Below are 26,029 nucleotides of genomic sequence, written 5' to 3'. Positions count from 1 at the left end.
TGCTTTTTTGTGTGTTACAACGATCTAGAATGTTCAACTCAACATTTACACGATAACAGCGATCGTAAGGTTGTTCTGTCATTGGAGTGCCAGTGTTCGCTATTCACGTTCACGCAAAGGCAACCATTTCAGCACATTCTGGATCTTCTCGTCCCAATATCCCCAGTCATGTCCACCGGGTTCTTCCTCGTACGTCAGTTGGAAATCGGTCTGTGCACAAGCTTGACGGAACGATTGATTCTCTTCATACAGGAAATCTTCTGTCCCACAGCATTGGTAGAGCAAAGGTTTTGGACCCTGAATTGCTTTGCTTTCTTCGAGCAGATGCAGCAAGTCATTCTCCGAACCTTTAATCTCTGCTCCGAAAATCCGCTTGAACTCAGCATCACTTAATGCCTTAACAATTCGGTTATCCATATGCGCTACCATGTCGAGCGCTCCGGACAAACTTGCCGCAGCGGCGTATTGCTCCGGTTTGTGAAGTGCCAGCTTGAATGCTCCGTAGCCACCCATGGACAAGCCGGCAACAAAGTTGTCCTCACGTTTGTGTGAAAGCGGGAAGAAGGAACGTGCAAGTGCAGGCAGCTCTTCACTGATGAATGTCCAGTAGCGTCCGCCTTCCTCCATATCCGTATAGAAGCTGCGATGTACCTGAGGCATCACAACGGCAATACCGAGGTCCGCAACATATCGTTCAATGGATGTTCGTCGCAGCCAGATGGAGTCATCATCTGATAGCCCGTGCAGCAGATACAGCGTGGGATGTAACCCCGGGCCGGATACGTTCTCCATGCCAATCTGATTGTGGGTCTGTTGTGGAAGAATAACATGCATGCTGGTGCTCAGACCAAGCGTGTCAGAGTAAAAGTCACATTTAATAAGTGCCATATATAGGAGAAACCCCTTTCATAAGTCCATTAACGATGTGTTCTGACCCGATTCAATAGGAAGGGATCTGAATCCATAATGGTTCCATAGTGTCTATCATAAACAGGTTAAACGTAAAGTCTTTTCATTGCAATATTAAGAAATTCACCACTAGTTATTCATCTTCTTTACAGCGTAACAATGTTATGTTACACTCTTTTCAACACAAAGGGGGACCATATATGACGGATGATTTGATCTCCAAAAAAGAATTGCTGGACCTGACGGGTATCTCCTACGGCCAGTTGTACCGCTGGAAACGGAAGAATCTCATTCCGGAGGAATGGTTTATTCGGAAGTCGTCCTATACGGGACAAGAAACTTTTTTTCCAAAACAACAGATTTTACTGCGGATTGACAAGATTCTCAATATGAAAGACGGCTTGTCACTGGATGAACTGGCAGACGTGTTTTCACCAACGCTGGGTGAAGTGGAAATGTCCGCTCAGGAGCTGTTAGAGCGAAACATTGTTTCGAACATTTCGCTTGAGCTGTTGAAAGAAGCGGGTCGGGAGCGGCCGCTGTATGCTTTGGAGCAGATCATGATGCTTTATGTACTCGATAAGCTGCTAATGAGCGGAGATATTACCCGGCAGGAGGGTACGCTGCTAATCGATGTCATGTCCGAGCATTATTATCGTTTCACAGGCAAACCAAGCGAGCTGGTGCTTATTCGCAAGATGGGTGTCCCTTCATTCATGCTGGTAACAGCAGGAACAGAGCTTTATTTTGATAATGGTGTGAAGGTCGTTCTCAGGCAGTCGATGGGGACGTTCATGGAAGAGTTAAAACTCAAATTGGGATAAGGAGAGGATCATATATGGAGGAACGTAATTTGCGCAATGATCTGAACGTAGCGGGCATGAGCCAAACGGCAGGCGGGAATTTTCACCGGGTATCTATCGATGGCATGGCTAAAGTAAACGGTAACCTGGACTGTACCTCCATGAATGTGAATGGAACATTGAAGATGCACGGTGCTTTGAGCTCAGAGAGTGCAACGATCAACGGCATGTGCACGCTGAACGGCCCCTTGATTAGTTCTCGTGTTCGTGTGGATGGCTTAACAACCATTAACGGAGACCTCCGAAGCCCTGAGCTTGAAGTCAACGGGAAGTGTACTGTTCGCGGACGGGTAGATGGGGAACGCATCGATATTGGTGGCGTGATTGATATTGAGGGCGATGTACAATGTGAGTCTTTGAACGTACAGGGCAATATTAAAATTAGTGGCTTTCTGAATGCGGGAACGGTAGAGATCAGGCTGCATACATCTTCTTCGGCGAGAGAGATTGGCGGGGAACGCATTGATATTCGGCGTAAGGAACAGACTGGTTTTTGGAAAAGTATTGGCCTAGGCGGTACTCCGTCCTTCAAGTCATCCTTGATTGAGGGGGATGAAATCGTGCTGGAAGATACCGAGGCTGATATTGTTCGTGGTAGCAAGGTTCATATCGGTCGTGGCTGTAACATCAGGTTGGTCGAATATTCGGGTGAACTAGAGGTTGATCCAGATGCCAAGGTGGGCAGCAGTCAGCGGATTTAAATTTTGATATGAAAAGAAAGGGATGTGATGGATTTGAATAACCATTTTGCTGGTTCATTGGATAAAAAACATGACATTAGCATCATCGGCGACGGCAGTTCTTCTGGCGGTGTGTACGGCAAGGTCAAGGTAGTGGGGGATTCCTCATTTAATGATAATCTGATCTGTGATCAATTCAAATGCACTGGCACATCCGTCATATACGGATCTCTGGAATCAACGGATATCAAAATTACGGGAACCCTTACCCTGAAAGAGCGGGCTGCTGCCCGCGACGAAGATCAGGAGGGCAATTATACTTCTAACCTGTATGCAAAAGCTGAACATATGAAAGTAGTAGGCGAGCTTCATGTGTCAGGCGATTGTCAGGTGGAGAATATGAAGTTGAATGGCCGTTTTACGATAACGGGTATGCTCAGTGCCGAAAGTATGACACTTAAAATTATGGGTCCATCCGAGGTCAAGGAAATGGGCGGTTCCATCATATCAGTAAAGAATTCGCGGGGAAAACTGCTGGAGGGTTTGTTCACTGGTAACAAGTCTATTCTCAAGGCCAATCTAATCGAAGGCGACGAAATTGAACTTGAGAACACGGAGGCCGAGGTTGTACGAGGAGATAAAATAAAAATTGGCCCTGGGTGCCGAATTGGTACTGTGGAATACCGCTCTTCTCTGCAAATTCATCCGCAATCGGAAGTTTTGGTGCAAAGCAATCGGTCCTTGGACTGATTATCCGCCGTAACTTTTCGGATATACTAATTCAGTCATATGAATCGGATGTGAATGGGAGAGATTGAGTAGAATGGCTACACGTAAAAATAATATTGGATTGGTGCTGGCAGGGTTACTGCTAAGCATACTGATGGCTTCGATGGACAATACCATCGTGGCAACAGCTATGGGCGACATTGTCGGGAAGCTAGGTGGGCTCGACAAGTTCGTATGGGTGACCTCCGCTTACATGGTGGCCGAGATGGCCGGTATGCCAATATTTGGTAAGTTATCCGACATGTACGGACGGAAGAAGTTTTTTGTTTTCGGAATACTGGTATTTATGCTCGGATCCGCATTATGTGGAACGGCAACATCAATCGTTGAGCTGACGATGTACAGAGCTATTCAAGGTATTGGTGCAGGTGCTCTGGTGCCGATTGCCTTTACGATCATGTTTGATGTGGTCGCACCGGAATCACGGGGTAAATTGGGCGGTTTGTTCGGAGCTGTGTTTGGTTTATCCAGCGTATTTGGTCCGCTGCTGGGTGCTTACATCACGCAGTATGCGACATGGGAATGGGTATTTTATATCAACCTGCCGCTTGGTTTGATTGCGTTTGTGTTTATTGCATTTTTCTACAAGGAATCTCATCAGCATCAATCCCAACAGATTGACTGGCTGGGTGCTATCACACTGATTGGTGCGGTAGTCTGTCTCATCTTCGGGCTTGAACTGGGTGGCAAAACGTATGCCTGGGGCTCATGGCAGATCCTTGGTTTGTTTGCCGGATTCGTGGTGCTAGCGCTGCTCTTCCTGTTTGCAGAAACGAGAGCCAAGGAGCCCATTATCTCCTTCGGCATGTTCCGCAATCGGGTGTACTGGTCCAGTAACGTTATTGGCATGTTCAGTGGTGCGGCGTTTATTACCGCATCCGTGTACATTCCCATCTTCATCCAGGGGGTACTCGGTGGCAAAGCGACCAACTCTGGTCTCGTGTTATTGCCCATGATGTTGGGGTCCGTTGTGACGGCTTCCATGGGTGGGGTACTGATGACCAAAATCAAGTATCGCAACATTATGATTCCTACACTGGCCTTGCTTGTGGTTGGTCTTGGATTGCTGACGACACTGGATGAAACTTCATCTCTATGGACGATACGTATATTCATGGTGATGATTGGTCTCGGTGTCGGGGCGTCATTCTCGGTACTCAGCAATGCAGCCATGAACGCGTTTGAACCGCAACGACGCGGAGCAGCAAGCTCTACACTTAACTTCCTGCGTTCACTTGGGATGACGATGGGCATTACGATCTTTGGTATCGTGCAGAGCCAGGTATTTACGCGCAAAATGAATGATGCCCTCGCCGGATCAGCGGCGGAAGCAGGGGGCGCTGGTGCTCCAGCAGGAGGCGTGCCTCAGGGAGTGGATCTGAGTGATCCACATGCGCTGCTGTCGCCAGAGCTGAGAAAAGCGATTCCGCCTCAGGTGCTGGATACCATTACGCATGCGTTGTCTTCATCTATCGTGCAACTCTTTGCCTGGGCTGCGATCCCGGCTGCACTCGCGTTGATTGCTGCCTTCTTTATGGGTAATGAGAAGATGGTTATCGGTGAGGAGCAGAAAGAGTACACAGGCGGACATTAAAAGGTTTCAGTCTAATCAATACACAATATGTATCTGTAAAACAAACGAAAGACACATCTCTCGAAGGACCCCGAATGGGGAACAGGAGATGTGTCTTTTTCTATTTGTTATTACTTTTGCTCAATTGAGCGTATCTATTTGCACTCATGTGAAAGTAAGATTAAGGCTGCTTCGTGTCGCTGATGCCATCCTCTACAACTGATGGCTCTTTGGGATCAGGCAGGTTAGTATGACCAGAGCGGGCAATCAGGCGATTCTGGGCTTTGTATGTGTCACGTGTAATGGTTTTGGATTCGACAATTTTACCATTTACCTTTTTGGTGCGCAGCGTCTCCACAATATATCCGGGTTGACCGTTTTGGAGCACCTGTTGAGCGCCGTCAGGCAGCACATTACTCGATACATATTTGACGGGAGCACTTAATGTCTCAATTGTACGGGATTCCAGGGCATAACTGACGTTCTCTGGGAAGGTCCCGAAAAATTTGACGGTTAAGCTTCCACCTTCCACTTTGGCATGAATGAGTAGAGACTTGCCGGTATTGTTTTTGAACCGAAAATTGATGGAACCTGAGGCGAACGTGGCATCCAGCCCCTTCGGCAAATATTTGACGGGCAGGGAGTGGTTGCGGCGTTCTACAATGTCCAGTCCGGTCAACAGGGCTGCGTTGTAAACGGTGCTCGATACCTGGCAGATGCCGCCTCCAATGCCGGGGGTCAGCTGTCCATTCACGATAACCGGGGCTTCCCGGAAACCATAGTCTTCCTCGGCCTTCCTAATGACCTTCTCATAATCAAAAGTACCATTTGGCGGCAAAATCATGCCGTTAACGGCTTGCGCTGCTGCGCTGACGTTATGTATCCGGCCTGCACTGCTGTTTCCAAGGCCAGTGGAGAACTGAATGATCTTCCGGTCAATTCCCTCTTGGCGCAGCGAATCGAGAGTCACTTCCGGTTGCAGTGTATACAACGGCAGCTGAATCAACAGCGGGTTGGGCTTCGCATCATGGTCCAGTGGAGCGAAATCCCGGTGCAGCTTAGCCTGCATCTGGCTCGCGAGTTCATCCCAGGCGATCCGGCGGACGCCTTTTTCCGGGATGTACTGGACCTTGTCACTTGCGGTAATGCGGCGAACAGCGTTCGCGGGTGTACCGAAGGTTTCCTTTTCCCAGGCAGGGGTAAGCTGCTCTTTCAACGATTTTGAATTGTAAGTCAGCTTCAGAGACCATTCCTTGATGAAATGATATCGGGCATACGCGCGCTCCCACAGATTGCCTTCATCCAATTGCTGCACAGCTGTCCGGAAGTCATCAGCACTGTAGCTTGCGCCTGTCTGGGCGGCGGTGAACATCATTGTTTTTGGTGTAGGATCGTCAACCTCCAGGGTGATCGGCCATGCTTCCATTTGTTTTAATCGTTCATCCAGCGCCGGTAGAACTTCCTTGCGATTCACGCCCTCAACCGACCACTCCGCAACACGTACCCCTTCCGGTAGGGCGGGTTGGTTCACGTACATATACAGCAATCCATAGGACGCGGAACCGATTAATAGGATGGAGAACAGTGCAATGACCATCAAATGTATTTTTTTCATATCCGTACGCTCCTTTGTACTTCTGTTGTTCCGCATTTCGTAACACTTTCCATATATATGATCCAATGATGGAAAACTTTCGGGTACTCAATAGGTAACAAATTTGTTACAATAAAATTCATATGAATCCATGCTTCACCATCGAAAAAGGGACGAAATGGATTTTCCCTGATGAAATTCAGGTCTTTTTAAAGGAAATGCCAAGATTGTGTCGAAATGATAATGGCTAACTATGCAACGGGAAGTGATGATGTGATAGAAATGCAGGACGTGTGGAAGACCTACGCCAATGGTACCCACGCATTACAAGGGGTGTCGGTGAAGATCGACCGCAATGAATTTGTCTATATCGTCGGTCCGTCCGGCGCAGGCAAATCGACATTTATGAAATTGATGTACAGGGAAGAAGTTCCGACCAAAGGACAAATATCCATTAACGGATTTAATATCGGAAAGTTAAAGCCACGCAAAATTCCTTACGTACGCCGGAATATCGGCGTTGTGTTCCAGGATTTCAGGTTGCTGCCACGCATGACGGCATTTGAGAATGTGGCATTTGCCATGGAAGTTATTGAAGCACCGAAGCGTCACATTAAGAAACGAGTGATGGAAGTGCTTGATCTGGTTGGATTGCGCAGCAAGGCGAATCGTGAACCTTCACAGTTGTCGGGTGGGGAACAGCAGCGTATTGCCATCGCACGTGCCATCGTGAACAATCCGTCTGTTATTATTGCGGACGAGCCTACGGGCAACCTTGATCCGGAGACGTCATGGGGCATTATGCAACTGCTGGATGAAATTAATTTCCGCGGGACAACCATTGTCATGGCAACCCACAACAAGGATATCGTTAATACGATGCGTAAACGGGTTATTGCGATTGAACGGGGACAGATTGTACGGGATCAGATGAGAGGGGAATACGGTTATGAATTTTAGTACTCTCTTGCGCCATTTACGGGAGGGATTCAAGAACGTATTCCGCAACGGCTGGATGTCCGTGGCCTCCATCATGTCCATTATCGTGTCTCTGCTCATTCTGGGCGTGTTCATGCTGCTGGTGCTCAATGTGAATTCCATGGCCAACCAGGTGGACAGCCAGGTCGAGATTAGTACGTTTCTTGAGCTGAACGTGGATGAGAACCTGCGTAACACGCTGGAGCAGGAAATCAGTGCGATGCCTGAAGTCAGTGAAATTCGTTTTGTCTCCAAAGAGGAGGGACTCAAAGAGTTCCGTGAACGTCTCGGAGAAAGTGCAGACAATGTGCTAAGCGGTTTCGATGTGGATAACAATCCACTGCCGGAGACCATTGAAGTAGAGGTTATTGAACCGGAAACCGTCACTTTTGTGGCGCAAAAAATCGAAGCATTGAACGATAAACACCCGGAGAAGCCGATCATGAAAGTGAACTACGGCAAGGAAACAGTGGAAGTGTTGTTCAAATTTACGAAGCTTGTCCGGAATATCGGATTTATTTTTGTTGGGGGACTGGGATTAATGTCCATGTTCCTGATCTCGAATACGATTCGCGTAACGATTCTGGCCCGGCGCCGGGAGATCGGTATTATGAAACTGGTTGGAGCAACCAACACGTTCATTCGCTGGCCTTTCTTTGTCGAAGGGGCATTGATTGGATTGATCGGTTCGGCGATTACGGTAGCGGTACTGTTCTTCGGTTACAGCCGCCTGATGGCCACAATCGGTCAGGATGTATTCATGCAGATGCTTAATTTGATTCCACTCGGTGATATTTGGCTGCTGTTTGGAACATTGTTGATCGGACTGGGTGTGCTGGTTGGTATTTTGGGAAGTACATTGTCCATCCGTAAGTCTCTTAACGTTTAATCGAAAAAGAATGGCAAAGCAGGTTCATATATGAACGCTGTTTGACGATATGTAGTAAAGACGGAGTCTTTAGTGTAAAGAAAGCAAAGAACATGCTGTTCACCACCTGTGCAGGTTGCTTTCTTGTGAATTCATAGGATGGGGGATCACATTTTGAAAAAAACAGCTTCGCTGCTGGCTCTAACGTTATTGGCCAGTTTGACGCTTCAGCCTTCTGACGGATATGCCAAGAGTAGCATTAGCGACATTGATCAGCAGATTCAGCAACTGGAGAGCAAGGCGGCTTCGGCCAAAAAGGAGCAGCAAAAGGCTGCCAGCAACAAAAAGGAAGCCCAGCATTACAAGAACAAGACCAATGCTTACTTGAAAGTCGTCATGGAGCAGATCAATGTGGTTAGTGATGAGCTGGCAAACGTATCCTTGCAGATTGAAAATACGGAAGAGGATCTCCGGACAACGAAAAAAGATCTGCAAGCTGCAGAAGAACGTATCGTTGCAAGAGAGAAATTACTTGAATCACGTGTACGGCTGATGTATACAGATGGTGCCGTTTCTTATCTCGATGTGTTGTTAACTTCCACAAGCTTCACTGATTTCCTGACTCGTGCCGATTCACTGAAAACGATTGTGGATCAGGATCAGCATCTGCTGGATGAACACAAAAAGGACAAGCAGCTCGTCGTGGACAAAAAAGCAGAACTCGATGTGCAATATGCAGAAGCCAAGAGTCTGTATGCGCAGAAGAAACAACGTAAGTCCCAATTGAATGAGAAGGAACAGGAGAAGCAAGTGCTTCTCGCTTCCTATGATGCTAAAATTGAAGAGTCTGAAGAGCTGACGCAAGAACAGGAAGATGTATTGATGCAGATTGCCAGCAAGCGTTCGGCCCTTCTGCAAGAGAAAAATAAATTGCGTGAGCAACAAGCGGCGGCGGCCGCCAAAGCAAAAGCAGCAGCTGCTGCACGTGCCGCGGCTGCTGCGAAGGCGCCGACCAAGGTCAGCTCCAACAGCAGTAGTAGCACATACTCCAGTGGTAACGGCATCTTTGGGATGCCAGTATCAGGTGCGCGTGTATCTTCCGGTTTTGGGCCTCGTATTCACCCGATCACGGGCGAAGTAGGTAAAATGCATGCAGGTGTAGACTTTGCTGTTGCTCAAGGAACGTCCGTTCATGCCGCTTCAGGCGGGATCGTCATCATGGCTGAATGGTATAGTGGATATGGTTACACCGTCATTGTTGACCACGGAGGCGGATTATGGACGCTATACGGTCATTTACGTGAAGGCGGATTTAAGGTTAGCAAGGGTGACACGGTAAGCCGTGGCGATATAATTGCTGAATCAGGCAGTACAGGCAACTCCACTGGACCGCATTTGCATTTTGAAGTACGTGATAATGGAACAGCAGTGAATCCATTTAACTATTTGTAGTTTTTAGCCAACAGTTGGAATGGAACAAACATATTCCGTACAAGCTAGGCATATACTAAGCTGGCATGTTCAGGGAATGATTCACGGAACAATTGAATTTGACACGCTTCAATACTAAAGGCGGTGACAAACGGATGATGAAGAAAAGATCGGCCCTGCTGCTTGTCATTGTAGCCCTTCTCGGAGGCAGCCTGCTTACGCTGGTGCTGATGAGCTCTCCTGGCCTGGCACAGACGACACCTGGGGAAGGATTGCTCGCAAGCGTTACTGGCAGTTCGCAGCAGAAGAACGATTTGAAGAAGATTGAAACCGCGATGGATTTGATCTCAAGCAACTACTATAAAGACGTGGATCAAACCAAACTGATTGATGGTGCGATCAACGGCATGATGGAATCCCTTGGTGATCCGTACTCCAACTATATGGGGCAGGAAACAGCAGCCCAGTTCGAGGAGTCGATTGAAGGTTCATTTACCGGAATCGGCGCAGAGGTATCCTCACAGGACGGGAATGTCGTAGTGGTATCACCGATCAAAGGATCACCTGCCGAGAAAGCGGGTATTCGCGCGAAAGACATGATCATGTCCGTGAATGGTGAATCTCTGCAAGGTTTGGAACTGAACAAAGCCGTTAACAAAATCAGAGGTCCAAAAGGCAGTGAAGCGAAGGTACAGGTTAAACGTGCCGGATCTTCCGAACTGATTGACTTTGTCATTGTACGTGATGACATTGATCTGGAGACGGTGTACGCCCACATGGAGGATAACGGTGTTGGTGTTATTACGATCACCCAATTCTCGCTGAACACAGGAGATCGCTTCAAAGAAGAACTGGCGAAGCTGGAGAAGCAGAACATGAAGGGCCTGATCATTGATGTTCGTAATGACCCGGGTGGTGTTTTGCAGGTCGTTATTGATATTGCAGAGCAATTTGTTCCGAAAGGCAAAGTTATTGTTCAAGTCGAAGACAAGAACGGTAAAAAGGAACAAAGCAAATCGAACGGATCAGGTAAATCGTACCCAATTACGGTATTGATGAACAAAGGAAGCGCGAGTGCGTCGGAAATTTTGGCTGGTGCATTGCAACAGTCGGCAGGCGCAACGCTGGTTGGAGAAAACTCCTTTGGTAAAGGAACCGTACAAACGAGTTATGACAAGCAGATGGGTGATGGCAGTCTGCTGAAAATCACCATTGCGAAATGGCTGACTCCGAACGGAGACTGGATTCACGAAAAAGGGATCAAACCGGATATTGCGGTGAACCAGCCGGATTACTTCTCGGTGGCACCAATCAACAAAGAAAAATTACCTTTGAAATACGACAGCAATAGCACGGATGTGAAAAGTGCGCAGACGATGCTGAGAGGACTTGACTTTAAGCCGGATCGTGTAGATGGATACTATGACCAGAAGACAGAAGAAGCGGTCAAAGCATTCCAGAAACAAAAAGGCATTCAGGCAACTGGCCAGATTGATGAGAAAACCGCGGAATCACTGGAAGCGGCTCTGATTGAACGCATTGCCAATCCTCAATATGATGCACAGCTGAAGCGCGCGATCGAAAATGTCTCAAAGGATATTTCGTCCGCAGTGTCGAAGCCATAAAGAAGGCTGATTTTCAGCCTTCTTTTTTTCTGAACCGGCTGAAGGAGAGGGGTGACCGTCCACAATGGAATGGGCTTGGCCATGGTTGACCACATTAGGAGAAGCATTGTTGCAGTTGTTTATTCAGCCGTTTTATTATATTGCGGTAATCTTGATTACTCTCGTTTATCATCGTCAACTCTTACAGGAACGTAAATTGTTCCACGTTCGTCTGCAAAGCTCGATCACACAGACCATTCGTGCAGTACTTGGAGGTATTGTGATTGGTGCAATGGTCTCAATCGTGTCGTTGTTTCTTGGGGCACATCTTACACTGAGCAGCCTGATCTGTATATGGGCAGCTACGTTATTTCTGGCATTATTCCGTATCCGATACTTATGTTTTGCTTATGCTGCAGGTTTGCTTGGCGTGTTGCAGTTTGGTTTAAATCTGGCTTCGGGCTGGCAGCCGGCAGGATGGATGGGAAGTGTCACTGAAGCATTACGTGCGCTGGATATGCCTGCACTTCTTGTGCTCGCAGCAGTATTACATATCGGTGAAGCACTGATGGTACGTATGCAAGGGGTATCCATGGCATCGCCTTTGCTCTTCGAAGGTAAACGCGGCAAGCTCGTTGGAGGATACCAGTTGCAGCATTTCTGGCCGATTCCGTTACTGATTCTTGTTCCAGTTACGGGCGGGGCCGAATTGCCATGGACCGCTTTGATCAGCGGAGGAAATGGCTACATGTTGGTTGCGTTACCGATTATGCTGGGATTCGGAGAAGTTACGCAAAGTATGCTCCCCGGGAAAAAAGTCCAGATTTCCGCAAAACGATTGCTGCTATATGGGACAGGGCTACTTGTGCTCAGTCTCTTGGCTGCATGGTGGTCTCCACTCATGTTTGTTGCAGCCTTGGCTGCTTTCATTGGGCATGAGTTCCTGGTGTGGTACAGTGGCTTCGAGGAGCAAAACCGCAGCCCGCTGTTTGTACACCCTGAGCACGGCCTGAAGGTGCTGGGTGTCATTCCTGATAGTCCCGCGGAAGAACTGGGGATTGAGGCTGGGGAGACCTTGTACAAGGTGAATGGCGTATTGGTGCATTCGCCGGAGCAATTACATCGTGCTTTGCGTATGAATCCGGCCTTTTGTAAGCTAGAGGTACGCAATCATCAGGGTGAGAGCAAATTCATGCAACGGGCGATCTATGAAGGTGAGCATCATCAGCTTGGCGTGCTCATGGCCCCGGACAATCATGAAGCCTGGGCGCTCCGCTTGCGTCCGTTAACTCTATTTCATATCGTAAGTCTCAAGTTGTTCGCACGACGTCGGAAAGATCAGCTTGATGTTGAGGCTCCACTAGCATTGCCACCCGCCCCGGCGGGGGAGCAAAGATCTGTAGAGATGTAATGAAGAAAGGGTATTTCCTCCGCCATATTAGGCGAGGGAAATACCCTTTTTGCTACTTTTTCAACATGAAAATGGCGATTTGAGTCCGGTCGCGCAAACTAAGCTTGCCGAGAATATCCGTAACATAGTTTTTGACCGTGCCTTCACTTAAGAATAGCTTCGCGGCAATTTCTTTATTGGACAGCCCTTCTGATATAGCCTCCGCAACAGCTAGCTCCATACGGGTTAGTCCGTAAGAGTCTATGGGTTCATGTGTCTGAGGCGCTGCAGCAGGACGAAGTAGACTCGCGAGCTTACGAGCAATATCGGGATGAATCAACATATCCCCGTTATGTACAGTCTTGATGCCCTGAATGATCCGGTCAGGTGGCACATTTTTGAGCAAATAACCGCTGGCTCCGTTTTGCAAAGCCTGGATAATATACTCATCATCGTCAAACGTGGTAAGCATCAGTACACGCACTTCAGGGAAACGTGTTTTAATGATTCGGGTACCTTCAACTCCATCACAATCTGGCATGCGAATATCCATAAGTACAACGTCGGCAATTGTTCCTGACTCCAGCAGTTCCAGAGCTTCCCGGCCGTTTGAAGCTGTACCTGTAACGGTAATGCCGGAGTCGAGTCCAAGCAGGACTTTGAGACTTTCACGGATAAAGGAATCATCATCCGCAAGCATCAGCCGAATGGACTGAGGGTGAACAGAATGGCTCGAGTTATTTAATTCATTCAGGTCAGACATGAGCAAATCACTTCCTTTTTCAGATCAGTTCAGCTTTGTTTGCCATGGGTAGGCGTGTAATCACCGTATAGGGATAGTCCGACTTGATCTCCAGTTTCCCACCAACCAACTGTGTGCGTAGGCGCATTCCTTCGAGCCCCATGCCGAGGCCTGTAGACTCTGACTTTACGCCCGGGTTAGCACGAGATCTTTCATGTCTTCCTTTCGTTTGTTCCTTGGTGGAAAGGGTATGGATCTTCCCATCGTTGATGATAGACATACAGATTTCTCTTTCTCCAAATTCCAGTTCCACTGTAATCGTAGTGGCATTTCCATGACGGAGGGCATTGGTCAGGGCCTCTTTTGCATTTTTGTACAAAACGATTTGCATACTGGGATAGAGTACATGTGAATGACCACGCACTTCGTAACGCGTTTTAACACCCGTTTCCCTTCCAACGTCTTCAAGCAGACGATCTAGTGCGTAGGCATCGGATATATATGAGTCAGGCCGCAATTTGTGAAGCGTGGTTCGCATGTCATCCATACTGGCGGCCAATTGATCCCGAATCTGTCTCACCATTTCCGTGCCCTGTTCTGGGTGTATAGGTAGGGTGAGGAGGGCTGCCTCAGACATCATTTTGGTGCGAATTAGGCGATGACCAATATCATCATGAAGCTGTCTGGATATCCGGGTACGTTCCTCAACCTGTGCCGCTCCTTCAAGTTGCTTCGTGAATTGCAGCAATTGTTCGCGTGCCTCCTGAAGCTCGTAATGTTTACTGCGCAGCTCATCGTATACCTGTTCAAGCTGCCCACGGCTGCTGGCGCTTCTAGAACCCTGCCAAGAGAGTGTTGCGGTGATGAGCAGAAGCAAGTTACCTGCAACCCGAGCCATTGTCTCTTGGGTGAAGCTAAAAGGAATGGCCGTGTTGGTGTGAAGTGTAAGCCATGCATGAAGCTCCTGTGGTGGGGCGTAATACCAATGTAACGCGGTATTGCTGGCGATAAGCTGAATGGCGAGCATTAACCACCGTTGGGTCCTATCCAGTCTGTACATGTACACATAAAGCGCAGATAAGGAGAGGAAAAACATAAATGGGCCATATAGAGCGATCAGCCAGCAGCTGAAGAGGATTTCGGCCGCAAGCAGCAAACGCTGCATACCTGAACGGGAGAAGTCTTTCCACACCGCGAGTCCTAGCGCAATGATAATATACAGAGTATAGCTATCTTCTTGTTCCAGGGGTAGCACCAGAATGTACAGGACCGCAGGAACTATGAGTAAACCGTATTGCAGCAACCGCATCGGCATATGTCAGAGACATCCTTTATTTTAGAAGTGAAGGTATACCTTCCGGTTATCTATGTCGATTATATCATAGGCAGTTTTCCCATCCGAAGATGACTTAAGTCACCTTTGTTTCATGACCTTTCGTACCTTCGCAGAAGATCACAATTCGTTACAATACAGATATGAAAATCCAGTCGCAGGAAGCTGGACGGAAGAGGAGTGTATAATCTATGGCTATGCTTGAAGTGGATCATGTCGTGAAAAGATACGGTAGCAAGCTGTCAGTGGATCATTTAAATCTGAGTGTCGGTAAAGGTGAAATTTTTGGATTGCTTGGACCCAATGGAGCAGGGAAAAGTACCACCATTAGCATGATTGCCGGTCTTTTAAATATGGATCAGGGTGAAATTCGGTTGGATGGCATATCGGTCAAGGAACGGCCACTTGAAGTGAAACGCAAAATCGGACTGGTACCACAGGATCTGGCTCTATATGAAACGATGACCGCTGCGGAGAATGTAACTTTTTTTGCCCGACTATATGGACTCCGTGGAAAAATGCTTAAAGAACGAGTGCAGGAATCCCTCGAATTTGTAGGTTTGCAGGACAAAGCGAAGGATGCCCCGTCCACTTTCTCCGGCGGTATGAAACGCAGGCTGAACATTGCGTGTGCCATTATGCATCGGCCGGATTTAATTATTATGGATGAACCAACAGTGGGCATTGACCCGCAATCGCGGAATCATATTTTGGAGTCGGTCCGTACGCTTAACCAGATGGGATCAACCATCATTTATACAAGTCACTACATGGAGGAAGTTGCTGCAATCAGTCACCGGGTAGCGATTATGGATCAGGGGCATATCATCGCCTGTGGCACCGAAGCAGAGCTGAGAGAACGGGTTGCATCTGAGGAAAAAATAGTGCTCACCACTTTGGGCATTGGTCCCGATGTTGTGGAGGAGTTGAAGCTTCACCCCCGTGTGCGGGCGGTAGAAGTATCAGACGATACATTGACCGTTACGCTGCCTTCTGCACAGCAGGATCTACAGGATATGCTCTTCATTTGCAGCAAACATGAAATCTCCATTCAATCGCTCAAGGTCGAAGAGCCTGATCTGGAAACGCTCTTCCTCAATCTGACCGGACGTACGCTTCGGGACTAGGAGGATCTCAGATGAAGATATGGCATATTTGCATCTTTGAGTTGAGAAGGATTCTGAGAATTCGCTCCGTTCTGCTGAATCTGTTTATCCTGCCGCTGCTGCTCATCTTTATATTGGGTACTGCTCTTTCCAGTACAATGGGGTCGGCAAATGAAGCCATTCCTGACCCGGTGAGAGTAGGGATCATTCAAACTGAGAAGAATTCCGGTTCAGATGCGATCAGTAAAGCACTAAATACATTTGTGACATCTTTGGCAGTAAGCGAAATGATGAAGGTACAGAACATACCTACTGAAAAAGAGGCTGTAAGTGCACTTAGACGTGGTGATCTGGATTTTGCCGTAATTGTCCCATCAGATCTGGAAGAGCAGGTCATGGAGGGGGAAGAGGCGAGGTTGCAATGGATACTGGGGAAGGATGGCACGCTAAATGTTGTGGGTGAGACTTTGTTTACGCGGTTCACGGATGAACTGAACAGACAGGTCGCTGCGGCGAAAGTGTTAGGTCCTGACGCAGTAGCTGCAATGGCTGAGCATTCACAGACCAATAGCGCGAACTCTTCATATATAGCCGTCAGCAGTCCCGGAGAAGTGGGCACCTCTTATAGCGCTTCACAATATTATGCGGCTTCCATGCTCGCCATGTTCATGCTTTACTCGGGTTTGACAACCAGCAACAGCCTGTTTGGTGAACGGGACAAAAAAACGCTAACTCGCTTACAGGCAGCTCCAATAGGCAATGGGGTCATTTTTGCAGGGAAAATTGCAGGCAACAGCCTAATTGCTTTCTTGCAGGCCATCATTATCGTACTGGTGACGCATTGGTTATATGGTGTGAACTGGGGCACACATCCAGGGTTGATTGTTCTGATCTGTGTGCTGATTACGCTGGCTTCCATGACTCTAGGCGTGATCGTTGCCCTAATTTGCAAAAATGCTGCATCGGCAAGTGCCGCTCTTCAAGGCTTCATTATTGCCATGACGTTTATTAGCGGTGGATTTTCACCCATTGCCGTTGGTTTTGTACAGCGAATAAGTGAATTTACGGTGAATCACTGGGCTCTACAAAGTTTCCTGCGGATGATGCTGAACGCTCCCGTAAGTGAGATTATGTACAGCATCATGATGCTTAGTGCGGTATGTGCGGTAATGGTGGCGGCAGCGGCAATGATATATAGAAAGGCGGGATATCGCTATGAATAGCCTCAATATTGCCTGGTTGATGATCCGGCGCACGATATTGCGAAAACGGGGTTTCATCACGTTCTTTCTTCTTCCTTGCCTTGTCGTCACAGGTACAATTGCGCTGTTTGGGAGCGAGGAGGGAACACGTGCCGTCATTCCTTATGTAAACGAGGATCAGGGTGCAGCAGGCAGATGGATCTTGGATGAGCTTGGCCGCAAAGAGGAATATTTGCTCAAACCCATGAAAACCGTTGGGGAAGTTAATGAAGCCATCGCGCAGCAAAGGGGGAGTTCAGGACTCGTCATCCCGGCGCATTACACGGACAATTTACTGCAAGACAAACAACCTGAAGTTCAGCTAGTGGAACTTCGTGTCAGTGAAAGCTCCTATACTTTGAGGGCTGCGGTTGAAGGTTTGGCAGCGGGATTGAGACAATCTGCTTCGGCAGTATTGGCAGCGACAGATGCGGCATCGGGTGAGACTCCTGATCCAACTCTGGCCCAAGCAAAATTTAAAGAATTGTTACTTGAACTAGGCAAACATCAAATTTCGGGTGAAGCAACTGAGCTGAAGATTTATCCAAAACCGGGTTTGAACAACGTGACCGGATTTACGATTATGTTCATGATGGGTCTGCTGACCAGTACAGTTGCTGTTATTATGGAAGACCGCAGGCAGCGGACGATGGCAAGAGTCTACACGGCTCCGGTCCGCGCCTATGAAATCGCACTGGGCAATTTTCTGGGGAGTTTTGCGATCGGATTAATCCAAATTGTTTTGGTACTGGGGATTAGCAGATGGGTGCTTCATTATGATGCGGGGATTCCATTTGTCATCCATCTGCTTATTTTGGCCGCATTTATGCTGGTCTCCATGGGGATTGCGAGTACGGTTGCCGGCTTGATTCGTGAATCCAAAAATGCAACCATGCTGAATTCTCTGATTATCACACCGACGTGTATGATTGGTGGCTGTTTCTGGCCGCTGTCGATCATGCCGGATTACATGCAAAAACTCGCTAATTTTGTTCCGCAGAAATGGGCGATTCAAGCAGTGGAAACGATCTCTGCTGGCGGTACGTTGTCGGACATTGCCCTACCGCTGCTGATTCTGTTTGGCATGGCAGCCATTTTGCTGACGGTCGGTTCTGCGATTCTTCGTCCCAGCCAGCCAGGCGTAGATGCGTAATAGTGTGAATCGTTTGTATGATGAAGGTAATCACATCGTGTGCCATTGCTGTAAAACGAATAAAAATTTTAGCAATAAAAGTATAGAAGTAAAAACAAAAAGCACGTTCTGCTGAATCGAATTCAGTAAGAACGTGCTTTTTATAATAGAGCAAAGGTGGTCCATACGAAATGTTGGAAGTTAAGGCTGGAGTTGACGCAAGACGGTGATTTCCACCCGTCTATTTTTTTGCCGCCCTGCGGCGGTAGTATTATCCCCAGTTGGGCGCGTATCCGCGTATCCGGCATATTGAAAGCCGTCAGGGTCAAGCTTTTCTTTATCGAGAAAAAATCGTAATACAGACAGTGCGCGTTCACCGGAAAGCTCCCAATTGTCTTTATAGGTAGCGTTCGCCCCGACAGGAACGTTATCCGTATGCCCTTCAATGCTAACAACGGTGCTCAGATCACGGAACAGGCTTGCCAATTTGCTTAGTGTGGGTGAAGCATCACTTTTGAGTGCGGCTTTTCCCTGATCAAACAGGAAGCGGTCGCTGAGTGTGATAGAGATGCCTTGCGGCTTGTCCGCAACAAAAATCTGATTTTCCAGTTTATTGTCCTCGATATACTGGGTAATCACATTGAACAGATTTTGCAGCTCCTGCTCCTGTGATCTGAATTGCTCTTCACGCTCCGTAAGTGGCTGATCGTCATCATCTGGCTTACTTGTCTCGGAGCCGGAAGAGGGTCCTTTGCCTTCTCCGGGGTCTTCGCCCTGAATCTGGGAAGGCGGATTCTTGGTAATAGCTTGTCCAGCTGTACCACCAATACCTTCACCTTGATCGAGCAGGGAGTTGGATTGGTTGAAAGTATTTTGCAACGATTGAGTAACCACATCGTATTTACCAGAATCCAGATGGCTCATGGCATACATGATCACAAAAAAGATCAGCAGCAGAGTAATGAGATCGGCATAGGTAATCATCCAGCGATCTCGATGATCTCCAGGTTCACGTTTTCCGCGCCGTTTACTGCGCCGACTCATCCAATCCCTCCTTCACTACAGGACGTGTAATCTGGCGGTGAGTAAGTGTGAAGGACTCCAGCCGTTTACGCACAAGCTGAGGATTTTCCCCGTTCTGGATGGATAATACGCCTTCGAGCAGCATTTCCATCGTCTGAATTTCGTCTGCTCCACGGGATTTAATTTTGGAAGCAATGGGTAAAAAGATAAGATTGGCACTGGCGACCCCGTAGAGGGTTGCGGTAAAGGCAACAGCAATCGCTGGGCCGAGTCCAGTAGGATCGGTCAGGCTGCCGAGTACCTGAATAAGTCCCATCACGGTACCAATGATACCCATCGTTGGAGCATAACCGCCTGCTGATTCAAAAATTTTGGCATAACCTTCATATTTTTGTTCGACGGAATCAATCTCCATCTCCATGATCTGGCGAACAACATCCTGATCTGTGCCATCGACAACCATCTGAATACCATCTTGCAAAAATGGATGCGGATGGTCCATTACTTTTCGTTCCAGTGCAAGCACGCCTGAGCGGCGAGCGATTGAAGACATATCTACAAGTTCTTCAACCCACTGGCTTGTGTCATTGTTGTTACGCCCAAAGGCCATGCGGAGGGCAGCAGGAATCGTACGCAGCCGATGTGCAGGGAAACTGGCAACAACTGCGGCAATCGTTCCACCAAATACAATTAGAGCAGCCGTCTTTTGCATCAGACCGGATAATTGGCCACCTTCCCATAAAAAACCACTAATGACTGCGGCAATCCCGGCAATAATGCCGATAAGTGTCGCAATATCCATAAATTAACCCACTCCTATCTTTAGTTCGCGATTGCATCACTTGCACAGACGAGGTATAATTATACGGGAACAAATATTCCTATTACTATAAGTTTTCCCATATGTAAATTCGGGGAACTTCGACAATATATAGTGACTATTATTTTAGACGATAGGGTGAGATACGGCAATGAGCGATATTATAATGAGCGACAAAACGTTCGAAATCGAATCAGAGTTTTCTCCCCAAGGTGATCAGCCTGCAGCCATTGAAGAATTGGTGAAGGGCGTTCAGGAGGGGAAGAGATATCAGACATTGCTGGGTGCAACCGGTACGGGTAAGACGTTCACCATTGCACAGACGATTGCCAAGCTGCAACGTCCCACACTGATTATTGCCCACAATAAAACGCTGGCAGCTCAGCTTGCAAGTGAGTTCAAAGACTTTTTTCCAAATAACATGGTTGAGTATTTTGTCAGTTACTACGATTACTTTCAGCCAGAGGCCTATATTCCTTCCTCGGATACGTACATCGAGAAGGATTCAAGTATCAATGAAGAGATCGATAAGTTGCGCCATGCGGCTACGAGTTCATTGTTTGAACGCAGAGATGTCATTATTGTAGCGAGTGTATCCTGCATCTATGGTTTGGGTTCGCCGCACTCCTATTCCAGCATGCTTCTGTCCCTGCGGGTAGGGATGGAGAAACCGCGCAATCAGATTTTGTCCCGTCTGGTGGAGATTCAGTATCAGCGAAATGACATTAACTTTGTGCGTGGTACGTTCCGCGTTCGCGGTGACGTTATCGAGATTTTCCCGGCATCGAAGGGTGAACATGCGATTCGGGTGGAATTGTTCGGTGATGAGATTGAGAAAATTACGGAGATTGATGTGTTAACCGGAGAACTGGTTGGGGAACGTGAGCACATTGCGATATTCCCGGCATCTCACTTCGTAACCCAGGAAGAGACGATGAAGGTTGCGCTAGTGAATATTGAGCGTGAACTGGAAGAGCGTCTTGAAGTATTGCGTGAACAGGGGAAATTGTTGGAGGCTCAGCGACTGGAGCAACGTACACGGTACGATATCGAGATGATGAAAGAAGTCGGCTTCTGTTCAGGGATTGAAAACTATTCCGGCCCACTGACATTCCGCGAACGAGGCGATACACCTTACACGCTAATGGACTATTTTCCGGATGATATGTTGATTGTGGTCGATGAGTCCCACGTGACTCTTCCACAGATCCGTGCGATGTATAACGGTGACCAAGCACGGAAGACTGTACTGGTTGATCACGGATTCCGTCTGCCATCTGCGCTGGATAACCGCCCTCTCAAATTCGATGAGTTTGAAGGGAAGATGGATCAGATTATCTATGTATCTGCGACACCAGGTCCTTACGAGATTGAGCATACGGATACGATGGTGCAACAGATCATTCGTCCAACCGGTCTGCTTGATCCAATTATTGAACTGCGTCCAACGAAGGGGCAGATCGATGACCTGATCGGTGAGATTAATGACCGGATTGCGAAAGACGAGCGGGTCCTGATCACAACATTAACGAAGAAGATGTCCGAGGATTTAACAGATTATCTGAAGGAGATCGGAATCAAGGTACGTTATTTGCACTCCGAGATCAAGACATTGGAGCGTATGGCGATTCTACGTGATCTAAGGCTGGGGGTTTTCCATGTCCTTATCGGAATCAACTTGCTCCGGGAAGGTCTGGATCTTCCTGAAGTTTCTCTGGTAGCCATTTTGGATGCCGATAAAGAAGGCTTCTTACGTTCGGAACGCTCACTGATTCAAACGATTGGTCGGGCGGCGCGGAACAGTGAAGGTCGAGTTATCCTGTACGGTGACAAAGTGACAGATTCGATGGAAAAAGCGATGAAGGAAACGGAACGCCGTCGTGCGATCCAAATTGCGTATAACGAGGAGCATGGCATTACACCACAGACGATTCGCAAAAAAGTGCGTGATGTGATTGAAGCAACCAAAGTTGCCGAATCCAAGAAAGACTATCTTACAGGCGCTGCCGAGAAGATGTCGAAGAAGGAACGTAAGTCGCTTATTCAGCGCCTAGAGGCAGAGATGAAAGACGCAGCCAAAAACTTGCAGTTTGAGCGTGCTGCTGAACTTCGTGATGCATTGCTGGAACTGCGCGCAGAATAGCTTATTAAGGCAGACAGCATAAGTTTAAGATAGAGGCACAGTAGAATGTGTCGCAGCATGGATAGATCTGCAACAAGAGAACGGCCGGGTGGCCGTTCTCTTGTTGAGTCAGGAAATCAGTGATATCTACCGATAATTAGACATGTTGAAAACGTAAAATCAGGTCTATACTGATAGAAAAGTTGAAATTGGTTAAAAGGTTTATAGGAAAACATTTGGAAGTCGTGTACCCAGGAGCCGAGCCGAAGGCAATGGCGACCATCGCGAACAAGGCGAAGCCGTGAGCGTCCGGTGTTTAAGGGGAGCCGAGCCAAAGGCAATGGCGACCATCGCGAGCAAGGCGAAGCCGTGAGCGTCCTGGTGTTTAAGGGGAGCCGAGCCAAAGGCAATGGCGACCATCGCGAGCAAGGCGAAGCCGTGAGCGTCCTGGTGTTTAAGGGGAGCCGAGCCAAAGGCAATGGCGACACTTGCGAACGAGGCAAAGCCGTGAGCGCCCTCTCGTTGTAGAGCGGCCGTCTAAGAGACCGGCATTTGGCCGGGATCTTGGACGAAGCTGCGGGCACACGACAACCTTCACATAGCAAGACCCGACCATTCACCATTGCACCGCCTGTTTCGGGTGTCCAGAGGGCTGCGCCCTCTGGGGCCCTCCCTTGGAAGGGAGGGTTTGGGAGGGATCGAAAAGCCTTTAAAAAAGGTTGGAATTTCAACATTGAAAGGATGAATACCATTGGCGAGCGAGAACATTGTCATCAAAGGCGCGCGAGCGCATAACCTCAAAAACATTGATATCACCATCCCGCGTGACCGTTTTGTTGTATTGACCGGTCTGAGTGGCTCAGGCAAGTCCTCGCTGGCTTTTGATACGATATATGCCGAAGGACAGCGACGTTACGTTGAATCATTATCGGCTTATGCACGGCAGTTTCTGGGGCAGATGGAGAAACCGGACGTTGATTCCATTGAAGGATTGTCACCAGCTATTTCCATAGATCAGAAAACGACAAGCCGTAACCCGCGTTCCACCGTCGGAACCGTTACGGAAATCTATGACTACCTGCGTCTGTTATTTGCACGTGTGGGACATCCTCATTGTCCGGATCATGGCGTGGAAATTAGCTCCCAGACCGTAGAACAAATGGTTGACCGCATAATGCAATATCCTGAGCGGACCCGGTTGCAGATTCTGGCACCTATTGTCTCGGGACGCAAGGGTGAACACAAAAGTATATTTGCCGATGTGTCCAAGCAGGGCTTTGTTCGTGTACGGGTTAACGGTGAATTGCGTGATTTGTCGGAAGATATTCAATTGGAGAAGAACAAAAAGCATACGATTGAAGTCGTCGTTGACCGGATCGTGATTAAGGAAGAAGTGCAATCACGTTTGGCCGATTCTATTGAGACTGCACTTAATTTGTCCGGTGGACAGCTGCTGGTAGATATTATGGGTGAGGAAGAGCTGCGCTTCAGTTCCAACTTTGCCTGCCCGGTGTGCGGATTCAGTATTGAAGAGCTGGCGCCGCGCATGTTTTCGTTCAACAGCCCATTCGGTGCCTGCCCGGATTGTGATGGATTAGGTGTCAAAATGATTGTTGACCCGGACCTGTTGGTGCCGGATCGAAGCAAAACAATTGAAGAGGGTGCGTTTGATGCCTGGACAGGTGGTACATCCACCTATTATCCGCAGTTCCTCAAATCGGTATGCGAACACTTTAACATTCCGCAAAACGTACCTGTAGAAGATCTGCCTGCTGAACAAATGAACAAGCTGTTGCAGGGTACAGGTACGGAGAAAATTCGTTTCCGGTACGAGAATGATTTTGGACAACGGAAAGAAGCATTGGTTACCTTTGAAGGTATTGTGAATAATCTGGAGCGTCGTTACCGTGAGACAGCATCCGAAGGTATCCGTGAATTCATTGAAGGTTATATGAGTGCCAAGCCTTGTGGAACATGTAAAGGACAGCGACTGAAACGTGAAAGCCTTGCTGTTACGATTAACGATCACAACATGGCGTATGTGACAAGTTTGTCCATTGGAGAAGCTGGCCGTTTCTTCGATTCGCTACAATTGAGTGAGAAAGAAGAAATAATCGCCAAACTTATTTTAAAAGAAATCAACAGCCGTCTCGGCTTCCTAGTAAACGTAGGACTGGATTACCTGACCCTGAGCCGTGCTGCAGGAACGTTGTCCGGTGGTGAAGCCCAGCGGATCAGACTGGCGACACAGATTGGTTCCAGCCTGATGGGTGTGCTGTATATTCTGGATGAGCCGAGTATCGGTCTGCATCAACGGGATAACGATCGTCTGATCTCCACACTCGCTCACATGCGGGATATCGGTAACACACTGATCGTGGTTGAACATGATGAGGATACGATGATGGCCGCCGATTATATTATCGATATTGGTCCGGGGGCAGGAATCCACGGTGGTACCATCATGTCGCAGGGTACACCGGAAGAAATCATGAATGACGAGAACTCGTTAACGGGTCAATATCTGAGTGGGCGCAAGTTTATTCCGGTTCGTACAGAACGCCGTAGTGTCGGGGACCGCTGGCTGGAAGTGCGTGGAGCGAAGGAAAATAACCTGAAAAACCTCAATGTAAAAATTCCAGTGGGTGTATTTACCGCAGTAACGGGTGTATCCGGCTCGGGTAAATCGACGCTAATTAATGAGATTTTGTATAAAACGCTTGCTCGTGATTTGAACCGTGCACGGGTACGTCCAGGTCAGCACAAAGAGATTCGCGGTCTGGAACATATTGATAAAGTTATTGATATTGACCAGTCACCAATCGGACGAACACCACGCTCCAACCCGGCTACGTATACAGGCGTCTTTGATGACATCCGTGATCTGTTTGCACAGACCAATGAAGCCAAAGTGCGCGGATACAAAAAAGGTCGGTTCAGTTTCAATATTAAAGGTGGACGTTGTGAAGCATGTCGAGGGGACGGCATTATCAAAATTGAGATGCACTTCCTGCCGGATGTCTACGTGCCTTGTGAGGTCTGCAAAGGCAAACGGTATAATCGCGAAACACTTGAAGTCAAATACAAAAATAGAAATATTGCAGATGTGCTGGAAATGACGGTAGAGGATGCAACGCAGTTCTTCGAGAACATTCCGAAAATTCATCGCAAAATGCAAACCTTGCTCGACGTGGGGTTGGGCTACATTAACTTGGGCCAGCCTGCAACAACGTTGTCCGGTGGTGAAGCACAACGCGTGAAGCTCGCTTCCGAGCTGTATCGTCGTAGTACGGGTAAAACGATCTATATTCTGGATGAGCCAACGACCGGTCTTCATGTCGACGATATTGATCGTCTGCTGAACGTCCTGCACCGTCTGGTGGATTCCGGAGAATCGGTACTCGTTATCGAGCATAACCTGGATGTTATCAAAACAGCCGATTATATCGTTGATCTGGGTCCGGAAGGTGGAAGCGGTGGCGGAACTATTGTTGCGACAGGTACGCCTGAGGATATTATTAAAGTGGAAGCCTCCTATACCGGTAAGTACTTGAAGCCAGTATTGGAGCGGGATACGGAACGAAGCAAGACGTTACAATTGACGGAGTAAATGCTCCAGTTTACAGGTTATTTGTGAATATCTAACCCTTCTTTTCATGAAGTAGGTGGCATCGATATATGATCTGATGCCCTCTTCTTCCGAGGAGAAGGGTTTTCTGATATTTTACCGTTGTGCCAATCTTAATATGACATCGGTGAAAGTGTTTACATATGTGGTAGAGCAAGCATTCCATCAATCTACTGCCAAACTGGATTTTTTTCATTTTTCTG

The 26,029-nt window shown here is 48.0% G+C and carries 20 protein-coding genes; 14 read left to right on the top strand and 6 right to left on the bottom strand.

Translation table 11 applies throughout. From position 1 onward, the window contains the following. Positions 1 to 99: 99 nt before the first annotated feature. Entirely contained in the window at positions 100 to 888 is a 789-nt protein-coding gene (locus PTQ21_RS02070) for an alpha/beta hydrolase (protein WP_274568624.1), read from the bottom strand. A gap of 221 nt (positions 889 to 1,109) precedes the next feature. Here PTQ21_RS02070 and PTQ21_RS02065 point away from each other — a divergent pair, with 221 nt between their 5' ends. The 4 genes from PTQ21_RS02065 to PTQ21_RS02050 all read left to right on the top strand — a co-directional run bounded on the left by PTQ21_RS02065 (position 1,110) and on the right by PTQ21_RS02050 (position 4,835). Beyond that, on the top strand, positions 1,110 to 1,733 hold the full coding sequence (locus PTQ21_RS02065) for a YhbD family protein (RefSeq protein WP_274568623.1): 624 nt from the start codon (positions 1,110 to 1,112) through the stop codon (positions 1,731 to 1,733). Positions 1,734 to 1,747: 14 nt separating this feature from the next. After that, entirely contained in the window at positions 1,748 to 2,473 is a 726-nt protein-coding gene (locus PTQ21_RS02060) for a polymer-forming cytoskeletal protein (RefSeq protein ID WP_063567513.1), read from the top strand. Between the two features lie 33 nt (positions 2,474 to 2,506). Continuing rightward, complete coding sequence (locus PTQ21_RS02055; protein ID WP_143038172.1) at positions 2,507 to 3,202, top strand: hypothetical protein; 696 nt, start codon at positions 2,507 to 2,509, stop codon at positions 3,200 to 3,202. Between the two features lie 73 nt (positions 3,203 to 3,275). Continuing rightward, entirely contained in the window at positions 3,276 to 4,835 is a 1,560-nt protein-coding gene (locus tag PTQ21_RS02050; RefSeq protein WP_063567511.1) for an MDR family MFS transporter, read from the top strand. Between the two features lie 160 nt (positions 4,836 to 4,995). Here PTQ21_RS02050 and PTQ21_RS02045 read toward each other — a convergent pair whose 3' ends face one another. After that, a complete protein-coding gene (locus PTQ21_RS02045; RefSeq protein WP_063567510.1) occupies positions 4,996 to 6,429 on the bottom strand; it encodes a VanW family protein in 1,434 nt (477 codons plus the stop codon). A gap of 252 nt (positions 6,430 to 6,681) precedes the next feature. Between PTQ21_RS02045 and ftsE the strand changes: the two genes are divergently transcribed. The 5 genes from ftsE to PTQ21_RS02020 all read left to right on the top strand — a co-directional run bounded on the left by ftsE (position 6,682) and on the right by PTQ21_RS02020 (position 12,700). Beyond that, positions 6,682 to 7,368: a cell division ATP-binding protein FtsE gene (gene ftsE / locus PTQ21_RS02040; protein WP_024631580.1), complete on the top strand. Its 687-nt coding sequence runs from the start codon at positions 6,682 to 6,684 to the stop codon at positions 7,366 to 7,368. Continuing rightward, entirely contained in the window at positions 7,358 to 8,275 is a 918-nt protein-coding gene (gene ftsX / locus PTQ21_RS02035; RefSeq protein WP_063567509.1) for a permease-like cell division protein FtsX, read from the top strand. Before ftsE ends, ftsX begins: the two co-directional genes overlap by 11 nt. A 153-nt stretch (positions 8,276 to 8,428) precedes the next feature. Next, a complete protein-coding gene (locus tag PTQ21_RS02030) occupies positions 8,429 to 9,706 on the top strand; it encodes a murein hydrolase activator EnvC family protein (protein ID WP_063567508.1) in 1,278 nt (425 codons plus the stop codon). Between the two features lie 134 nt (positions 9,707 to 9,840). Further along, on the top strand, positions 9,841 to 11,310 hold the full coding sequence (locus tag PTQ21_RS02025) for a S41 family peptidase (RefSeq protein WP_063567507.1): 1,470 nt from the start codon (positions 9,841 to 9,843) through the stop codon (positions 11,308 to 11,310). A gap of 64 nt (positions 11,311 to 11,374) precedes the next feature. Further along, positions 11,375 to 12,700 carry a PDZ domain-containing protein gene (locus tag PTQ21_RS02020; protein WP_274568622.1) on the top strand — a complete coding sequence of 442 codons (1,326 nt, stop codon included), beginning with the start codon at positions 11,375 to 11,377 and terminating at the stop codon, positions 12,698 to 12,700. A gap of 52 nt (positions 12,701 to 12,752) precedes the next feature. On the opposite strand, the gene PTQ21_RS02015 is transcribed toward PTQ21_RS02020, so the two are convergent. Both PTQ21_RS02015 and PTQ21_RS02010 read right to left on the bottom strand, forming a co-directional pair. Beyond that, positions 12,753 to 13,442, bottom strand: a complete 690-nt coding sequence (locus PTQ21_RS02015; RefSeq protein ID WP_274568621.1) for a response regulator transcription factor — start codon at positions 13,440 to 13,442, stop codon at positions 12,753 to 12,755. 19 nt (positions 13,443 to 13,461) lie between these two features. Continuing rightward, positions 13,462 to 14,736, bottom strand: coding sequence for a sensor histidine kinase (locus PTQ21_RS02010; RefSeq protein ID WP_274568620.1), 1,275 nt, complete (start codon positions 14,734 to 14,736; stop codon positions 13,462 to 13,464). 209 nt (positions 14,737 to 14,945) lie between these two features. On the opposite strand from PTQ21_RS02010, the gene PTQ21_RS02005 reads away from it, so the two are divergent. The 3 genes from PTQ21_RS02005 to PTQ21_RS01995 are packed head-to-tail and all read left to right on the top strand — an operon-like array spanning position 14,946 to position 18,254. After that, positions 14,946 to 15,881, top strand: a complete 936-nt coding sequence (locus PTQ21_RS02005) for an ABC transporter ATP-binding protein (protein ID WP_274568619.1) — start codon at positions 14,946 to 14,948, stop codon at positions 15,879 to 15,881. An 11-nt stretch (positions 15,882 to 15,892) separates the two neighbouring features. After that, positions 15,893 to 17,083: an ABC transporter permease gene (locus PTQ21_RS02000; RefSeq protein WP_274568618.1), complete on the top strand. Its 1,191-nt coding sequence runs from the start codon at positions 15,893 to 15,895 to the stop codon at positions 17,081 to 17,083. Continuing rightward, on the top strand, positions 17,076 to 18,254 hold the full coding sequence (locus PTQ21_RS01995) for an ABC transporter permease (RefSeq protein ID WP_274568617.1): 1,179 nt from the start codon (positions 17,076 to 17,078) through the stop codon (positions 18,252 to 18,254). Before PTQ21_RS02000 ends, PTQ21_RS01995 begins: the two co-directional genes overlap by 8 nt. Positions 18,255 to 18,434: 180 nt before the next feature. Here the strand turns inward: PTQ21_RS01995 and PTQ21_RS01990 are convergent, their stop codons facing one another. Together PTQ21_RS01990 and PTQ21_RS01985 are read right to left on the bottom strand one after the other, a co-directional pair. Continuing rightward, a complete protein-coding gene (locus PTQ21_RS01990; protein WP_090811903.1) occupies positions 18,435 to 19,277 on the bottom strand; it encodes a flagellar motor protein MotB in 843 nt (280 codons plus the stop codon). Continuing rightward, positions 19,261 to 20,058, bottom strand: coding sequence for a flagellar motor protein (locus PTQ21_RS01985; RefSeq protein WP_063567500.1), 798 nt, complete (start codon positions 20,056 to 20,058; stop codon positions 19,261 to 19,263). The genes PTQ21_RS01990 and PTQ21_RS01985 overlap by 17 nt, the downstream gene beginning before the upstream one ends. A 169-nt stretch (positions 20,059 to 20,227) precedes the next feature. Here PTQ21_RS01985 and uvrB point away from each other — a divergent pair, with 169 nt between their 5' ends. After that, positions 20,228 to 22,219, top strand: a complete 1,992-nt coding sequence (gene uvrB / locus PTQ21_RS01980) for an excinuclease ABC subunit UvrB (RefSeq protein ID WP_274568616.1) — start codon at positions 20,228 to 20,230, stop codon at positions 22,217 to 22,219. 730 nt (positions 22,220 to 22,949) lie between these two features. Then, positions 22,950 to 25,808, top strand: a complete 2,859-nt coding sequence (gene uvrA / locus PTQ21_RS01975) for an excinuclease ABC subunit UvrA (protein ID WP_072733565.1) — start codon at positions 22,950 to 22,952, stop codon at positions 25,806 to 25,808. Positions 25,809 to 26,029: the final 221 nt, after the last annotated feature.

Origin of the sequence: Paenibacillus marchantiae (genome assembly GCF_028771845.1) — a bacterium.
GTDB classification, from domain to species: Bacteria; Bacillota; Bacilli; order Paenibacillales; family Paenibacillaceae; genus Paenibacillus; species Paenibacillus marchantiae.
This window is presented reverse-complemented; position numbering and strand designations above follow the sequence as displayed.

Bases quoted from the DNA above. Each gene is read 5' to 3' on its own strand.
- PTQ21_RS01990 (WP_090811903.1), bottom strand. From the start codon at position 19,277: ATGAGTCGGCGCAGTAAACGGCGCGGAAAACGTGAACCTGGAGATCAT.
- PTQ21_RS02020 (WP_274568622.1), top strand. From the start codon at position 11,375: ATGGAATGGGCTTGGCCATGGTTGACCACATTAGGAGAAGCATTGTTG.
- PTQ21_RS01995 (WP_274568617.1), top strand. From the start codon at position 17,076: ATGAATAGCCTCAATATTGCCTGGTTGATGATCCGGCGCACGATATTG.
- PTQ21_RS02050 (WP_063567511.1), top strand. From the start codon at position 3,276: ATGGCTACACGTAAAAATAATATTGGATTGGTGCTGGCAGGGTTACTG.
- PTQ21_RS01985 (WP_063567500.1), bottom strand. From the start codon at position 20,058: ATGGATATTGCGACACTTATCGGCATTATTGCCGGGATTGCCGCAGTC.
- PTQ21_RS02010 (WP_274568620.1), bottom strand. From the start codon at position 14,736: ATGCCGATGCGGTTGCTGCAATACGGTTTACTCATAGTTCCTGCGGTC.
- PTQ21_RS02025 (WP_063567507.1), top strand. From the start codon at position 9,841: ATGATGAAGAAAAGATCGGCCCTGCTGCTTGTCATTGTAGCCCTTCTC.
- uvrB (WP_274568616.1), top strand. From the start codon at position 20,228: ATGAGCGATATTATAATGAGCGACAAAACGTTCGAAATCGAATCAGAG.
- PTQ21_RS02015 (WP_274568621.1), bottom strand. From the start codon at position 13,442: ATGTCTGACCTGAATGAATTAAATAACTCGAGCCATTCTGTTCACCCT.
- PTQ21_RS02070 (WP_274568624.1), bottom strand. From the start codon at position 888: ATGGCACTTATTAAATGTGACTTTTACTCTGACACGCTTGGTCTGAGC.
- ftsX (WP_063567509.1), top strand. From the start codon at position 7,358: ATGAATTTTAGTACTCTCTTGCGCCATTTACGGGAGGGATTCAAGAAC.
- PTQ21_RS02045 (WP_063567510.1), bottom strand. From the start codon at position 6,429: ATGAAAAAAATACATTTGATGGTCATTGCACTGTTCTCCATCCTATTA.
- PTQ21_RS02065 (WP_274568623.1), top strand. From the start codon at position 1,110: ATGACGGATGATTTGATCTCCAAAAAAGAATTGCTGGACCTGACGGGT.
- PTQ21_RS02005 (WP_274568619.1), top strand. From the start codon at position 14,946: ATGGCTATGCTTGAAGTGGATCATGTCGTGAAAAGATACGGTAGCAAG.
- PTQ21_RS02060 (WP_063567513.1), top strand. From the start codon at position 1,748: ATGGAGGAACGTAATTTGCGCAATGATCTGAACGTAGCGGGCATGAGC.
- PTQ21_RS02000 (WP_274568618.1), top strand. From the start codon at position 15,893: ATGAAGATATGGCATATTTGCATCTTTGAGTTGAGAAGGATTCTGAGA.